The following is a 15,182-nucleotide window of genomic DNA, read 5'->3' as shown; positions in this document are numbered from 1 at the left end:
ACATGAAGTACCTGCAGAAGTTCTTTAGTGATTGGACCCGACTCTTGAACCGTCCACATGCCGCAAATCATCGACCGTTCGTGTTTAGCGACGCTGTGGAGTTACTAGAGGGCAAGACATCCCCCGCTGTTGAAATTGGTGATCGGATTGCAACGGCTACCCTTCTGACCGCAGGTGTCGTCGGCTATCCGGGCGCATTTAGCCTGCTGGGTCCTAAGAACGCGGTTGTCAAGCTATGTGAACAATTGCAGGCGAAAATCCCTAGCGAAGTTTCCGAGAGCCGTGGTGTAGATCGCACCAACTTACTCATCGCTGCCCACTCCATAATTGTCATCACCAGTTTTTTCGACGCAGCGTCCCTAATACAGGGCCAGATCGCGGAAGCTGAAGTCGAACTCACGGGTAAAGAAGAGCTTCAAATGACGAAAAGGGACAAAAGCGGGATAAGAATGGGTGGTCTAGTCGATTTCCTTGTCTCTACAGAGATTCCTTTTCCTAAACCTGAGTTAGCTCGCGGTGAGCTTCAGGCTCATCTGAGCGAATTTTACGTCAATTTAGCTGCCAGCCTTTCGAGGTTTTGTCAAGGTCTCGTTTTCTGGGACGACCTAGATGACCGAAAGCGGCGTATAGTGTCAGACTATCTTGAGCTTGAGGTTCCCAAGCTCGCACTCCGCTCTTATCAGAATTCCCTGCGTAAACTCGCCACTGAGGTTCGCGAATTCGAAATATGGCTAAACCTACTTGCCGTTCAAGGTCTCAGAAGCTCGATCCGTGAGCAGGGTGAGGAGGCATCCGAGAAGCTCGGGCGTGTACTACTTGCGCAAAGGAGCGCAGCTGAGAAGTTTGATGAGTTGCAGCGTTTCCTTCGTCACCTCGCTACTGATCTACAAACGCCCTCTGTGGGAAAATTTGATCTTGTCGGCAAGATAAACTCCGTCACACAACTTTCCTTAATTCCGCCGGATGTAGCGCGACTCAAGGGCGAATCAGGTGCGTCGATTCCGGCCCTGTCTGAGTTGTATATCGAGCCTCCCTTCAAGGTGATTAGCAGCGATAGCCAGACACACGTCAGCAAAGAGGCATGGTGGGCGTCTATTGACGCTCGCCACGACCTCGACGACTTTTTCAGTTCCTACTTGACCGCTACTCCTGCTGCCTTCACCAAGCCTCTTCTGGTTCTCGGCCATCCTGGGTCCGGTAAGTCATCTTTGACCCGGGTGCTTGCTGCTGGAATATCTGGAACGTCCTTCGTGCCAGTGCGCGTGGAGTTGCGAAGGGTCACGCCCTCGCAAGGCATCGAGGTGCAAATCGAAGAGGGTCTTTCTACACTCTTGGGCAGAACTACAACGTGGGCTGAGTTCCGGCGCTCAACATCTTTAACGCCTGTCATTTTCTTAGATGGACTGGATGAGTTGATACAGGCCAGCGATGAAAAGCAGGCCGACTACCTCGAACAGGTCCAATCGTTTCAGCAACGGGAACTTTCTAGCGGGGGCGCCTTTGTAATCGTAACCAGTAGGACCGTCGTTGCCGATCAGGCTAGAATTCCCCCGGATTCGCTAGTTCTGAAAATCGATGACTTTGGTATGCCGGAAATCTCAGCCTTTATTCGCACCTGGAACGCCTCAAACGATGCCTATTTCTGCCGGGTTGGTCTACGGCCGCTTCCTGAAGAGTTGCCAAGGGAAGTAGCGCAATTAGCGGGTCAACCACTTTTGCTACTGCTGTTGGCCTTGCTTGATGCTGAGAATAACTCCCTGCAAAGCGACGCCGCCACAAGAACAAGAGCTTCCACCTACCGGCAAATACTCTCAACTTTCATCGGACGTGAAGTTCTAAAGCATCAACCTCGTATGGACGATCACGAGGCGGAAGGGGTTGTCGAGCGAGAGCTATTGATGCTCTCTTACATTGCCCTTGGCATGTTCAATAGAGGTGTGCAGATGATGAGCACGAAGCAAGTTGCAGAGGATCTTGCGGCACTGGCGAGCGATTCCGGCCGGACTACCCAAATTGATACGGTGCAAAAGCTGCTAGGTCGATTTTTTTTCGTTCACCAAGCACAATCCAAGGCAATTGACGGTTCGCAAAGTGCTTATGAGTTCCTCCACTCCACATTCGGGGAATACCTAGTTGCCCACCTAGCTTATGAAATTTTGAGTGAGGTGCGTGATGAGGCCGAACGTATGATGAGTTCACGATTCACTCAGGGTCGTAATGCTGATCAGTGGGCCTCGTTACTGTTCTCTTTCGAACCGCTAAGCCAGAGGACTCAGATTCTGGAGTTTTTTTCAGAGTTGGCTGCGGAGCCAGCTGAGAACAGCAATATGTCCGAATTGTTAGTCTCCCTAGCGGTCGCACGAGTGAAAGCAGGGGGTGACGACTTATCCAGTCAGGAGCAGTATAGGCCTGCAGACAGGACAAGAGCCGCCAAGCTTGCCACATATACCTGCAACCTGCTTCTGCTTGCGTGCTGCATGCCACCGCTACCGCGCCCTGATGGGGGAATGGTTCGAGCGATCGTGCGCACTGCCCGCGACTGGGACAGACTCGTTTTTCTATGGAAGTCGCAACTTGAGGAATCAGCCTGGGAGCAGTTGAGCCAGGTGCTTTGGGCGAGATCGAGCGCACTGTTATCGGCGCGGAACGACGAAGACGTTGAAGTTGGTTTAGACTTCTTGGCCCCTGCGACTAGTAGTAGGTATCATCCACAGCCAGTTCCTGCTCCGGCGGAAACCTTATCGGAATCCTTACAGGCGATTCGGGAGGAGTCGCCTTTAGCGAAAACATCCTTGGAGCTCATAACTGCCTCGACCGACGTTGGTTTTAGGGGAATCGTTGCCCCTAGTGTGAAACAATATTTTCTCGCGGGCGAAGAAGGGCGCTTCTATTTTGACATCGAAGACCTCCTCTACCAGTTTGAGAATCCAGGCGCGGGAGGATTATCAAAAGATCTTGCAGAAGCAGCGCTGCTTTACATGATCGACAGCTCCATATGCCACGCGTGGCTACGAAAGCATTTGAGACTCATTGTGAGTTCGGCAATTATTGATGACTTTCAAAAGTCAACAATCGAACAACTTGTCGAGCTCACGATAAGCGCCCCGCCCGATGATCGTCACACCTTCTTTTCGGTCGTCAACGTCCTGGTGGACGCCCAAATGGGTACGTCCCTTCACAGATTAGTGGATGCGGCGATTGGAGGGGTGAATAATCATGACGCGTATTTTGCGGCACGCCCAGCCTTTGCCCTACGACTGGGCGCGGCCCTCCACAGGGGCGACTATCACCGGTGGTACACCCCGCTTAGTGACTGGAGGCAACTGATCTCCCGGGTGTCCCTGACCCAGCTGCACGATGAGGACCCCGCAGCCCCACTGGTAGCCGTGAGTCTAGCCCGAAGAATCAGCTTTGATATGTGGGTTACCAGCAAAGGGATTGTGGAAGCAAGTTCTTTGCCGGTGCCCACCCTCCGGCGAATGCCAGTCGAAGATGCATTCTTTCTGGTTAAGTGCGGCGAGCGTGATCCGATGGAAGGCCTGCGCAAAGTGCAGAGCTTTAGCCGTGCATGGGCTGACGCCAACTCTGACGGTTGGTCAAATCGGAATAATCAGCTTGCGGTAAAGCTGCGCTCTATTCCTGGACGTCCTAGCATCAGCTTGCAGGCAGCAATAGATACTTTATCGTGAGCCGTTGCCGTGCATTCCGGCCCGCTATTCGCCATGAAGCTCGTTCTGATTGCGCGGCTCAACATCGTGTAAATCCTTCTGCCGAAGCCACAAATCTTAGTAGGGGCGTTGTGAAGTCCCCAACGGTGGGTTGCGGCCATTCACGCTGGACCCCATTCGAAGCTTGTGGGTCAGCCCCTTGTATCGGTCGCGTCGAAGGTTGCGAGTTGCAGCCGCCAAGAGCACCTTGGGCAGCCGGCGCGTCAAGGCCGTCAGAGTCGCTGCGCGCGCCGAAGCCAAGGAACGGAGGTCCGGCCAGCGGCCCAGCACCGCAGGGGAGGTTGGCTCGGAGAGGTTTGTTGTTGCGGTGTGAAGGCACAGGAGTCGGGAGCGCAATGGATGGGGATGGCTTCACTTTTCCTCACGGGGACACAAACCTGCACGGAGGGAAGGAACGACTACTTACTGCCTTCTTGCACATAGTCATCGTTCGTAGCGGTTGGCGGGTAGTCCCTGTACGGAAACTCAGGGTCATTGGCTTCAATGCCGAACCAGTACACGATGGGGCTGGCTCTCGGACGATCCTTGCCCATCCGTTCCTGGCGTGTGGGCAGCGTGTACTTATCCACCAATTCCCTAACGCTTTCGGTGGCCTTGTAGTAGGACAGGAAGGATGCAGTCCAGCCGGCGAGATGCTGCCGCTTGAGCGTGAATTCATTGCGGCTCGTGAAGGCATGGGTGGGCCGTCCACTCATCTGCCTGAGTTCATTAACCGAGACGCTTGAGGAATAGCCGGTTTTCTTGTGCTCGCTGAATGCCATGTGCAGGAAGTCCTGGTTCTCGTGCTGGAGGCATTCCTGCAAGTCCAAAGGCAGGTCGGCTGCATAGGGAATGATGTCAGCGTACGCGGACTCAGCCTGACTGAGACGTTCGGCTATATGGGCTTTGACGTGAGGGTTGTCGTTGATCGCTGTCAGAACCTTCTTGAGGTGTTCCTCGGTAATCCTGCGGGCTGGGCACTTGGCGATTCGTTCCAGGTCCCGGATGACATCCATCCCGTTGTTCGCAATGATCCTCAATGGAGTCCTGAGCGTGATGAAGCGGGACTCCTGCTTTCTCTTGGCGGGAAGGACCACCACGAGGAAGTTGAAGGCGTAGGCGGCCAGGAGGCCAAGGCTGAGGTCATACAGCCATGGTTCCGGGTCAACCTGCTGGGTACCCGGTTGTGGCACTTCCTGCGGGGAGTAACTCGCAACGGTTGTGTAAATCAGGGTGCCGAGGGAGAGGACGGCTATGAGGTGTATGCCGATGCGTTCCAACCAGCGTTCAGCCCCACCCCAAATTCTCTTCACCGGGAGAGACTACCCCGACAATGGTGGCAGGCGAATCCAGGCTGGCCGCCCGAACTGCGGTGATGTTCTACATCGAGGGCTGGTACAACCGCCGCCGTCCCAGCCGCCAGACCGGCGACGTCCTACCGGTCAGAGCCGACGCAATCCACCAAACCAGTGGCCAGGACCCCCTGGCGACCAGCCGCGCGTCATAGCAATGGCTAGTCATCCTGCACTGATGAAACTCGTCGCTAAAGTTTCCAGTCAAAGAACCCGCTTGGAATGGTGAGGCACCGCTGGATCGACCGCCACGAACCCTCCTGATCCATTGCATCGGAGGCAAGAATCATGCAATTAATGCAGAATGCGCGCAAATCCGCGGATGTGAGGGCCATTCGAGTTTGATGCACTCCGGCTTTGGAGGGCTGCCTGGTGGACCGGCGAGTAGCCCAGCCCCATCAGTCGTACGGTACGGTGTTCCCTCAGGTCATGGGCATTTTCCCGCTTCAAGTGACGCGGTATCGGTGGCAATGGGCGGAGAAGGGGTGATCTTGCATCGGATGCAATAATCACGGTTTTACTTGACATAACGTCCAATATCGGCCGTTGTGGGGTGGCTTGCCAGCCTGCGCGGGTCCGCGGCCGGCGCCGCCTACACCGCGTCCAAGCACGCCCTCGTCGGCCTGACCAAGAACTCGGCCGTGATGTACGGGCCCAGGGGCCTGCGCCGTGGCCCCACCATCGCCAACATCGTGGCCACCTGGGGATCCCAGCTCGCGGCCGAACGCCTCGGCCCGCTGATGCAGGCCACCGCCCGCCACCGCCGCGCAGCTCGCCGCCTCCATCACCTTCCTGCTCAGCGACGACGGCACCAACATCAACGGCGCCATCCTCGCCTCCGACGGCGGCTGGTCCGCCCTGTAGGGGAGCGGCACCCCACGCAAGCGGACGACGGCGGGAGGTCCCGCCGTCGTCCGCTGGATTGGGATCAAATCCGTGATTGCACCATCGGATCCGCTGGTGCAATCACGTCCACACGTCGCGGGTGAGTCCGGATTTTACGAAGACGGGAAGGTGGGCGCGTCCGGTCGCCGGCGAGCGGCAATGGATTTGGCACCCAGCCCCGCCGATGCGATGACTAGGGCCAGCAAGATTTTGGGAGCTGCTCCGCCCTCGGGTCCAAGTGTTGCCGCCAAGATTTGCCGACTCATTAACAGCATCTCCTGCAGGTCGCCAGCCAGGATACGGGTCCCCAGGACGTAGTTGACCGAGATGAACACGGCGGGAACCAACCACAACAGCGCAAGGTTCACGGCCCACACCGCGGTCCGCCGCGCAGGACGAAGGCCGCACCATGCCAGGGCGCAACCAACGAGGATGGCGGGAATCCAGTGAGCGATTGACGGCACTGCGACGGGGACGTTGATGTGCCCAACGAAGCCGACAACCCACTCCACCGTCCACGAAGCGAACGGCACCGCCACGAGTCCGGCGCCCAATGCCGCCAGGCTCCGGGTCCTTGAACAGAGCAGCAGGTGCGCCACGAGGGCAGCAGCGAGGGATGCGGTCACGCCCGCGAGCAGCCCGGCGAAGTACAGGCTCGCCATTGTTCCGCCCGCCAAGCCGCCGTCGAGCACTGTGAAGGACTGGACGGCAGCCGTGAACTGGACCACAAGAACGCCGGCTGCCGCGCACCACGTCACCAGTCGCCGTCGGGCGGGGGACCAGATGCGCACCGCGAGTCCGGCCGCTGCACCTCCTACGGTGAGGAGGGCTACGATCGTGGTGAGTTCGTACTGGCTTAGCGGCAGTAACGACACAGGCATCTGGTCTGGAACGACCTCTGCGCCCCACAAGTTCTGCAACGGGAGCTGTGCGCCGGATACCAGCCAAGGGCCCAAGCCGAGCAATCCTGCGAGGATCCCGATCAGCCACCCCCAAGCGGCATCCCCGGCGGGAGTCCTGCTTGGTGGTCTGCTGGGAGCTGCCTGTTCCATCGCTTGATCCGGAAGGCTCACGGAGGCTCCTTGCGTATGAGCGCTCTGGGAGGGACGCGCATGAAAATGTAAAGTATCCCGTTCAGAATAATGCACCGAATGGACTAACCCCCTGGGTCCGATCCACGAGGTGGACGACGACCTCTGGGACCGCGTGTTCCGGATCAACGACACGGCCCTCATGCGCCTCACCCACGCAAGCGGACGACGGCGAAGAGCTCCCGCCGTCGTCCGCGGGACAGCGACTCAATTGAAATAAATTTTGCATCCTGCCCGGGAACCGGATAAATTGTGAGCTGTGTCACCGACCAGTGGCACAGCTTATGATCTGCGGCGGGAGAGTCCTGCCGGTACGTTCAGCAGGCGCCGTAGGAGCAAATCCTCCCCAGGAATCTCTCAGGCCCACGTACCGCCGCGGCAAGGCAACTCTGGAAAGCAGTCCGGGCAACCGGGCTCACCGACGGTGCAAGTGGCGCGCTGCTATCAGCAGGGCAAAACGGAAACTCTCAGGTCCAATACAGAGCGGGGAGGAACCCGAATCATCGTGGCGTCTTGATGCCACCTGAATTATGGAGTTCCTCTCATGACGGTTCAATCGTCCCCGTCCACCTTCGCAGACCGCCACATCGGCGCCCGCCGCCAGGCCGACATCGACACCATGCTCAAGGCCGTCGGCTACGACAGCGTTGATGGCCTCGTTGACAACGCGGTCCCCGATTCCATCCGCCAGGAAAAGCCCCTCACCCTGGACAGCGCCCTCAGCGAAGTCCAGGTGCTGGCCGAACTGCGCAAGCTCGCCTACAAGAACAAGACGGCCGTGCAGATGATCGGCCAGGGCTACTACGACACCGTCACCCCGCCGGTGATCCGCCGCAACATCCTCGAAGCCCCCGCCTGGTACACCGCCTACACCCCGTACCAGCCGGAAATCTCCCAGGGACGCCTCGAGGCGCTGCTGAACTTCCAGACCATGGTCCAGGACCTCACCGCGCTCCCGGTCGCCAATGCGTCCCTCCTGGACGAGGCCACCGCGGTTGCCGAGGCCGTGCTTCTCATGCGCCGCGCCAACAAAAACAAGTCCGCTGCCGGGGCCAAGACCGTCCTCGACGCCGACTGCCTCCCGCAGACCATTGCCATCGTCAGGGGCCGAGCGGAGGCGCTGGGCTTCGAGGTGCAGGTCGCTGACCTCTCCGCCGGTCTGCCCGACGGCGACATCAACGGTCTCGTCCTCCAGCAGCCGGGCGTCTCCGGCCGGGTGTGGGACCAGTCCGGCGTGATCGCGGAGGCCAAAGAACGCGGCGCACTGGTCACCGTGGCGGCGGATCTGCTTGCCCTGACCCTGATCACCCCTCCGGGCGAGCAGGGGGCGGACATCGCCGTCGGCTCCACCCAGCGCCTGGGCGTGCCGCTGTTCTTCGGCGGCCCGCACGCCGCGTACATGGCGGTGCGCGAGGGCATGGAACGCACGCTCCCCGGCCGCATCGTCGGCGTCTCCAAAGACAACGCCGGCGTCCCGGCGTACCGCCTGGCCCTGCAGACCCGCGAGCAGCACATCCGCCGCGAGAAGGCCACGTCCAACATCTGCACCGCGCAGGCACTGCTGGCCATCGTGTCCTCGTTCTACGCCGTCTACCACGGCCCCGACGGGCTGAAGGCGATCGCCCAGACCGTCCACAACAACACCCGCGCCCTTGCCGCCACGCTGAAGATCGTCGGCCGGGAACTGGTGAGCGACTCCTTCTTCGACACCCTCACGGTCCGCGTGCCCGGCAAGGCCGCCAAGGTCATCGCCGCCGCCGAGGCCCGGGGCATCAACCTGCGGCTCATCGACGCGGACACAGTTGGCGTGTCCGTCGATGAAACCACGACGCCGGAGGTCCTCTCCGCGGTCGTCGTCGCCTTTGGTGCCGGCCCTGTGGTGGAGGCCGAGGGCTTCGAGCTGCCCGAGACCGTGCTGCGCACCTCCGACTACCTGCAGCACCCGGTCTTCAACACGCACCGCTCCGAAACCCAGCTGCTGCGCTACATCCGCAAGCTCTCGGACCGCGACCTTGCCCTGGACCGCACCATGATCCCGCTGGGCTCCTGCACCATGAAGCTGAACGCCACGGCCGAGATGGAAGCCATCTCCTGGCCGGAGTTCGCCTCCATCCACCCGTTCGCGCCGGACTCCCAGACCGAGGGCTGGCGGGAACTCATCAGCGGCCTCGAAGCTGACCTCGCCGAAATCACGGGCTATGACCAGGTCTCCATCCAGCCGAACGCCGGCTCCCAGGGCGAGCTCGCCGGCCTGCTGGCCATCCGCGGCTACCACCACTCCCGCGGGGAGGCCCAGCGCAACGTCTGCCTGATCCCGGCCTCCGCGCACGGCACCAACGCCGCCTCCGCCGTGCTGGCCGGCATGAAGGTGGTCGTCGTGGCCACAGCCTCGGACGGCACGATCGACCACGCGGACCTGACGGCCAAGATCGAGGCCAACAAGGACGCGCTGTCCTGCATCATGATCACCTACCCGTCCACCCACGGGGTGTACGACACAGACGTCCGCGAGGTATGCGACTCCGTGCATGCGGCCGGTGGGCAGGTCTACGTCGACGGCGCCAACCTCAACGCCCTCGTCGGGCTGGCCCAGCCGGGCAAGTTTGGCGGTGACGTCTCGCACCTGAACCTGCACAAGACCTTCTGCATCCCGCACGGCGGCGGCGGACCGGGCGTCGGCCCGGTCGCGGCCAAAGCCCACCTGGCGCCGTTCATGCCAGGGGACGCGAACAAGGCGCACGACGCCGGCGCTATCGAACCAGGAACTGGTGCTGCGATCTCCGCTTCACGTTACGGATCCGCCGGTGTCCTGCCGATCTCCTGGGCGTACGTGAAGTTGATGGGCGGCCAGGGCCTCACCGAGGCCACCAAGTCCGCGCTGCTCGCGGCGAACTACATCGCATCCCGGCTGGATGAGCACTTCCCGGTGCTCTACACGGGGGAGAGCGGCCTGGTGGCCCACGAGTGCATCCTGGATTTGCGTGAACTGACCGCCAGGACCGGCGTCACCGCCGAGGACGTGGCCAAGCGCCTCATCGACTTCGGCTTCCACGCCCCCACACTGTCCTTCCCCGTGGCGGGCACCCTCATGGTGGAGCCCACCGAGTCCGAGGACCTTGCGGAGATCGATCGCTTCATCGAGGCGATGATCACCATCCGCCAGGAGATCGACCAGGTCTCCAACGGCGATTTCACGGTGGAGAACTCCCCGCTGCGCAACGCACCCCACACAGCAGCCGCCGTCGTCAGCACCGACTGGACCCGCGAGTACCCGCGTGAGCAGGCCGCATTCCCCGTCCACACACTCAGGCAGGACAAGTACTTCCCGCCGGTCGGACGCATCGACGGCGCCGCCGGAGACCGCAACCTGGTCTGCTCCTGCCCGCCGCTTTCCGAATTCGAAAACTAAGGATTTTCTGATGAGTGAGAACTACACCGCTCTCTACGAGCAGCACAAAAAGGCCGGCGCCTCCTTCACGGACTTCGGCGGCTGGCAGATGCCGCTGAAGTACAGCTCCGAACTCGCCGAGCACCACGCCGTCCGCAACGCCGCGGGCCTGTTCGACCTCTCCCACATGGGCGAAGTCTGGGTCACCGGCCCGGACGCCGCGGCGTTCCTCGACTACGCCCTGGCCGGGAAGCTGTCGGCCGTGGCCGTCGGCAAGGCGAAGTACTCGCTGATCTGCCAGGAAGACGGCGGCATCATCGATGACCTCATCTCCTACCGCCGCGGTGAGGACAAGTACCTGGTGGTCCCCAACGCAGGCAACGCCAAGGTCGTGGCCGCGGCACTGGCCGAAAGGGCCGGTTCTGCCCAAGAAGGCGGGTTCGACGTGACGGTGGAAGACGTTTCCGCCGAGATCTCGCTGATCGCCGTCCAGGGCCCGAACGCCGAAGCCATCCTGCTGACGCTGGTCCCGGCCGAGCAGCATGTCCTGGTCACCGAGCTGAAGTACTACGCTGCGGTTGAGGTTCAGATCAACGGACAAGATCTGCTCCTCGCCCGCACCGGCTACACCGGCGAGGACGGCTTCGAGATCTACATCTCGAACGAGGATGCGGCAGGTCTCTGGGAAGCACTGCTGGAAACCGGTGCCAGCCACGGGCTCATCCCGGCCGGCCTGGCCTGCCGTGACTCGCTGCGTTTGGAAGCCGGCATGCCGCTCTATGGCAACGAACTCTCCCGCGAAGGCAACCCATACGCAGCAGGCCTGGGCCCGGTCGTCTCGCTCGCCAAGGAGTCGGACTTCGTCGGCAAGGCCGCCCTGAGCGAGCTCAAGGCAGCCGGCGCAGGCTCCACGACCGGCCGCAAACTCGTCGGGCTCAAGGGCCTCGGACGCCGTGCCGCCCGCAGCCACTACCCGGTCCTCAAGGACGGCAACGTCGTCGGCGAAGTGACCTCCGGACAGCCCAGCCCCACCCTCGGCTACCCGGTCGCGATGGCCTACGTCGACATCGAACACGCCGCACCGGGCACAGCCCTGGACATTGACCTCCGCGGCAAGAGGGAGCCTTTCGAAGTCGTCGCACTGCCGTTCTACAAGCGCCAAAAGTAGCCGGCCGCCGCTGGCTGAGCCTGCCGAAACCACATACGAACTTAAGGATTGAGATAAATGAGCAAAGTTGTAGCCGAACTGAAGTACTCCGCTGAACACGAGTGGGTTGCTGCCGACGGATCTGGCCCTGCAGGAATTGGGATTTCGGCCGTGGCCGCCGACGCCCTGGGCGACATCGTCTACGTGGACCTGCCCGAGGTCGGTTCCGCGGTGACCGCGGGGGAGACCTGCGGCGAGGTCGAGTCGACCAAGTCCGTCTCGGACCTCTACGCGCCGGTCACCGGCGAGGTGGTGGAGATCAATGACGCCGTCGTTTCCGATCCGGCGCTGATCAACAGCGATCCGTACGGGGCCGGCTGGCTGTTCAAGGTCGCCGTGACCGAAGAAGGCCCACTGATGTCGGCTGAAGAGTACGCGTCCAAGAACGGCGGCGAGCTGTGAGCCCCTCAACGGGGATTGCCCCGTTTGAGCAGGTCGTCTCCGCGAGCCTGGACGCGGACCTGTCCGCGCTGGATCCGGAGATCGCCGCGAAGATCGACGCCGAACTGACCCGGCAGCGGGACGGGCTGGAGATGATCGCCTCGGAGAACCACACCGCCAAAGCCGTGATGCAGGCGCAGGGTTCCGTGCTGACGAACAAGTATGCCGAGGGCTACCCGGGCAAGCGCTATTACGGTGGCTGCGAGCACGTTGATGTGATCGAACAGCTCGCGATCGACCGGGTCAAGGCCCTGTTCGGTGCGGAGTTCGCGAACGTGCAGCCGCACTCCGGCGCGCAGGCCAACGCCTCGGTGATGCACGCCCTGATCCGGCCGGGCGACACCATCATGGGCCTGAACCTGGCGCACGGCGGGCACCTGACGCACGGCATGAAGATCAACTTCTCCGGCCGGCTCTACAACGTCATCCCGTACCAGGTCCGTGAGGAGGACCACCGGATCGACATGGCCGAGGTCGAGCGCCTGGCCCAGGAGCACAAGCCGGCGCTGATCGTTGCCGGCTGGTCCGCGTACGCCCGGCAGCTGGACTTCGCCGAGTTCCGCCGGATCGCCGACTCCGTGGGGGCCTACCTGATGGTGGACATGGCGCACTTCGCCGGGCTGGTCGCGGCCGGGCTGCACCCGTCCCCGGTCCCGCACGCGCACGTCACGACCTCCACCACGCACAAGACCCTTGCCGGTCCGCGCGGCGGCATCATCCTCTCCAACGACGCCGAGATCGCCAAGAAGATCAACTCCGCGGTGTTCCCCGGCCAGCAGGGCGGCCCGCTGGAGCACGTCATCGCCGGCAAAGCCGTGGCGTTCAAGATCGCCGCGTCCGAGGAGTTCAGGGAACGCCAGGAGCGCGTCCTGGCCGGCGCCCGGATCCTCGCCGAGCGCCTGGTCCAGCCGGACGTGACCGCCAAGGGCATCAACGTGATCTCCGGCGGCACCGACGTGCACCTGGTCCTGGTGGACCTGCGCGAGTGTGAGCTGAACGGGCAGGAAGCCGAGGACCGGCTCGCGGCGATCGACATCACGGTCAACCGCAACGCTGTGCCGTTCGATCCGCGTCCGCCGATGGTCACCTCCGGGCTGCGGATCGGCACCCCGGCGCTGGCGACCCGCGGCTTCGGCGAGGCGGCCTTTACCGAGGTTGCCGACATCATCGCCGAGGCTTTGATCGCCGACGCCGGCGCGGACCTCTCCGGTCTCCGCACCCGGGTCCAGGCCCTCGCCGCCGCCCACCCGCTCTACCCCTCGGTTGCTAACCTCGCCTAGCGCTCAATGGGCGCATCATCGCACCGGTCCAGGGTCATTGGGGGGCCGGGACCGGTGCGGTGAGCCCCGCCTCTAGTCATTGACCATCATTCTCTTTCTCCGCGGAAGGTACGCATCATGGCAGTTGGAGTCTTCGACCTCTTTTCCATCGGAATAGGGCCATCCAGTTCCCACACCGTTGGCCCCATGCGGGCCGCCGCCGTGTTTGCTGAAGAACTCAAGTCCCTCGGCAAGCTGGCAGAGGCGGCGTCGCTCCGGGTGGACCTCTACGGCTCCCTCGCCGCGACCGGCCACGGGCACGGCACCATGACCGCCATTCTGCTCGGACTCGAGGGCTTCCACCCCGAGCAGATCCTGCCCGAGGAAGTGGAGGAACGGCTCGCCACGATCGCCGAGACCGGCACCCTGCAGCTGGCCGGCTCGGTCGCCCTGCCGTACGGCGTCCAGGACATGGTCCTGCGCCCCCTGACCATCCTGCCCCGGCACACCAACGGCATGACCTTCACCGTCTCCGACGCCGAAGGCGAAGTCCTCCACCGCGCCACGTTCTTCTCCGTCGGCGGCGGCTTCATTGTCCGCGAGGGCGAGGAGGACGCGGCCCTGAAGGAACTCGACGAATCCAAGAAGGAACTTCCCCTGCCGTTCCGCACGGCCGCCGAACTGCTGGAACACTGCCGGAAGACCTCGCTGAGCATCAGCGAGGTGATGCGGATCAACGAAGAGGACAGCCGGACCGAGGCCGAGATCCGTGCGGGGCTGCTGCACATCTACTCGGTGATGGAAGGCTGCGTCGAGGTCAGCCTCAAGCGCGAGGGGCTGCTGCCCGGCGGGCTCAAGGTCCGCCGCCGCGCGCCCGACTGGCACGAGCGGCTCATGAAGGAAACCCGCGGCCAGGACCCCGACTACCGGGACCCGAAGTACTGGCAGGAATGGGTCAACCTGATCGCGCTGGCCGTGAATGAGGAAAACGCCTCGGGCGGCCGCGTCGTCACCGCCCCCACCAACGGCGCCGCCGGCATCATCCCGGCCGTGCTCTACTACGCGCTGCACTTCGCCCCCGGCATGGACCAGGCCACCCAGGCCGACCGGGACGAGACGATCGTCAAGTTCCTGCTGACCGCCGGCGCCATCGGCGTGCTGTACAAGGAGCAGGCCTCGATCTCCGGGGCGGAAGTCGGCTGCCAGGGCGAGGTGGGCTCGGCGTCCTCGATGGCGGCCGCCGGCCTGGCCGAAGTCATGGGCGGCACGCCCCAGCAGGTGGAGAACGCCGCGGAAATCGCGATGGAACACAACCTGGGCCTGACCTGCGATCCGATCGGCGGGCTSGTSCAGGTCCCGTGCATCGAACGCAACGCGATCGCCGCCGCCAAGGCCATCAACGCCGCCAARATGGCGCTCTGGGGCGACGGCACGCACCGGGTCTCCCTSGACGARGTYATCGTGACCATGCGCGAAACGGGCAAGGACATGTCCTCCAAATACAAGGAAACGGCCATGGGCGGCCTTGCCGTCAACGTCGTCGAATGCTGAAGGAAAGAGAACTAATGACACTGGCACCAGAAGGCCGGAAGATGCTGCGCATTGAGCAGCGAAACGCGGCCACACCGGTGGAACGGAAGCCGGAATGGATCAAGGCCAAGGTCCAGATGGGCCCGGAGTTCGTCCAGCTCAAAAACCTCGTGAAGAAGGAGGGCCTCCACACCGTGTGTGAGGAGGCCGGCTGCCCGAACATCTTCGAATGCTGGGAAGACAAGGAAGCCACCTTCCTGATCGGCGGCTCCGAATGCACCCGGCGCTGCGACTTCTGCCAGATCGACACCGGCAAACCCTC

At 62.3% G+C, this 15,182-nt stretch carries 8 protein-coding genes, 2 pseudogenes and 2 riboswitches; of the genes and pseudogenes, 8 read left to right on the top strand and 2 right to left on the bottom strand.

All coding sequences use genetic code 11. From position 1 onward, the window contains the following. Positions 1 to 2: 2 nt before the first annotated feature. Positions 3 to 3,689 carry an NACHT domain-containing protein gene (locus AC1DBX_RS19650; protein WP_476932544.1) on the top strand — a complete coding sequence of 1,229 codons (3,687 nt, stop codon included), beginning with the start codon at positions 3 to 5 and terminating at the stop codon, positions 3,687 to 3,689. Positions 3,690 to 4,126: 437 nt separating this feature from the next. Here AC1DBX_RS19650 and AC1DBX_RS19645 read toward each other — a convergent pair whose 3' ends face one another. Beyond that, positions 4,127 to 5,020 carry a hypothetical protein gene (locus tag AC1DBX_RS19645; protein ID WP_476932543.1) on the bottom strand — a complete coding sequence of 298 codons (894 nt, stop codon included), beginning with the start codon at positions 5,018 to 5,020 and terminating at the stop codon, positions 4,127 to 4,129. 599 nt (positions 5,021 to 5,619) lie between these two features. On the opposite strand from AC1DBX_RS19645, the pseudogene AC1DBX_RS19640 reads away from it, so the two are divergent. Further along, positions 5,620 to 5,923: pseudogene (locus AC1DBX_RS19640) on the top strand (SDR family oxidoreductase); the annotation flags it as partial. A gap of 134 nt (positions 5,924 to 6,057) precedes the next feature. Here the strand turns inward: AC1DBX_RS19640 and AC1DBX_RS19635 are convergent. Further along, complete coding sequence (locus tag AC1DBX_RS19635; RefSeq protein ID WP_476932542.1) at positions 6,058 to 6,825, bottom strand: hypothetical protein; 768 nt, start codon at positions 6,823 to 6,825, stop codon at positions 6,058 to 6,060. Between the two features lie 495 nt (positions 6,826 to 7,320). Then, positions 7,321 to 7,418, top strand: a riboswitch (glycine riboswitch). Between the two features lies 1 nt (position 7,419). Beyond that, positions 7,420 to 7,527: riboswitch (glycine riboswitch) on the top strand. 52 nt (positions 7,528 to 7,579) lie between these two features. Between AC1DBX_RS19635 and gcvP the strand changes: the two genes are divergently transcribed. The 6 genes and pseudogenes from gcvP to AC1DBX_RS19605 form a co-directional block, all read left to right on the top strand. Next, positions 7,580 to 10,444 carry an aminomethyl-transferring glycine dehydrogenase gene (gcvP, locus tag AC1DBX_RS19630; protein ID WP_476932541.1) on the top strand — a complete coding sequence of 955 codons (2,865 nt, stop codon included), beginning with the start codon at positions 7,580 to 7,582 and terminating at the stop codon, positions 10,442 to 10,444. A gap of 10 nt (positions 10,445 to 10,454) precedes the next feature. Beyond that, positions 10,455 to 11,591 (top strand): glycine cleavage system aminomethyltransferase GcvT, encoded by a 1,137-nt coding sequence (gene gcvT / locus AC1DBX_RS19625; protein WP_476932540.1) that lies wholly within the window; start codon positions 10,455 to 10,457, stop codon positions 11,589 to 11,591. Between the two features lie 57 nt (positions 11,592 to 11,648). After that, complete coding sequence (gene gcvH, locus AC1DBX_RS19620; RefSeq protein ID WP_223913460.1) at positions 11,649 to 12,032, top strand: glycine cleavage system protein GcvH; 384 nt, start codon at positions 11,649 to 11,651, stop codon at positions 12,030 to 12,032. After that, entirely contained in the window at positions 12,029 to 13,351 is a 1,323-nt protein-coding gene (gene glyA, locus AC1DBX_RS19615; RefSeq protein ID WP_476932539.1) for a serine hydroxymethyltransferase, read from the top strand. Before gcvH ends, glyA begins: the two co-directional genes overlap by 4 nt. Before the next feature lie 117 nt (positions 13,352 to 13,468). Beyond that, positions 13,469 to 14,881 carry an L-serine ammonia-lyase gene (locus AC1DBX_RS19610; RefSeq protein ID WP_476932538.1) on the top strand — a complete coding sequence of 471 codons (1,413 nt, stop codon included), beginning with the start codon at positions 13,469 to 13,471 and terminating at the stop codon, positions 14,879 to 14,881. A 14-nt stretch (positions 14,882 to 14,895) separates the two neighbouring features. Continuing rightward, positions 14,896 to 15,182: pseudogene (locus AC1DBX_RS19605) on the top strand (lipoyl synthase); the annotation flags it as partial.

The organism is Arthrobacter sp. 10N44_2 (assembly GCF_056394385.1).
Note: the sequence above shows the minus strand (reverse complement) of the source record. Positions and strands in the feature narration are given on the sequence as shown.

Excerpts from the sequence above, each read along its gene's own strand:
- gcvH (WP_223913460.1), top strand. The coding sequence starts at position 11,649 with ATGAGCAAAGTTGTAGCCGAACTGAAGTACTCCGCTGAACACGAGTGG.
- gcvP (WP_476932541.1), top strand. The coding sequence starts at position 7,580 with ATGACGGTTCAATCGTCCCCGTCCACCTTCGCAGACCGCCACATCGGC.
- gcvT (WP_476932540.1), top strand. The coding sequence starts at position 10,455 with ATGAGTGAGAACTACACCGCTCTCTACGAGCAGCACAAAAAGGCCGGC.
- AC1DBX_RS19635 (WP_476932542.1), bottom strand. The coding sequence starts at position 6,825 with ATGCCTGTGTCGTTACTGCCGCTAAGCCAGTACGAACTCACCACGATC.
- AC1DBX_RS19650 (WP_476932544.1), top strand. The coding sequence starts at position 3 with ATGAAGTACCTGCAGAAGTTCTTTAGTGATTGGACCCGACTCTTGAAC.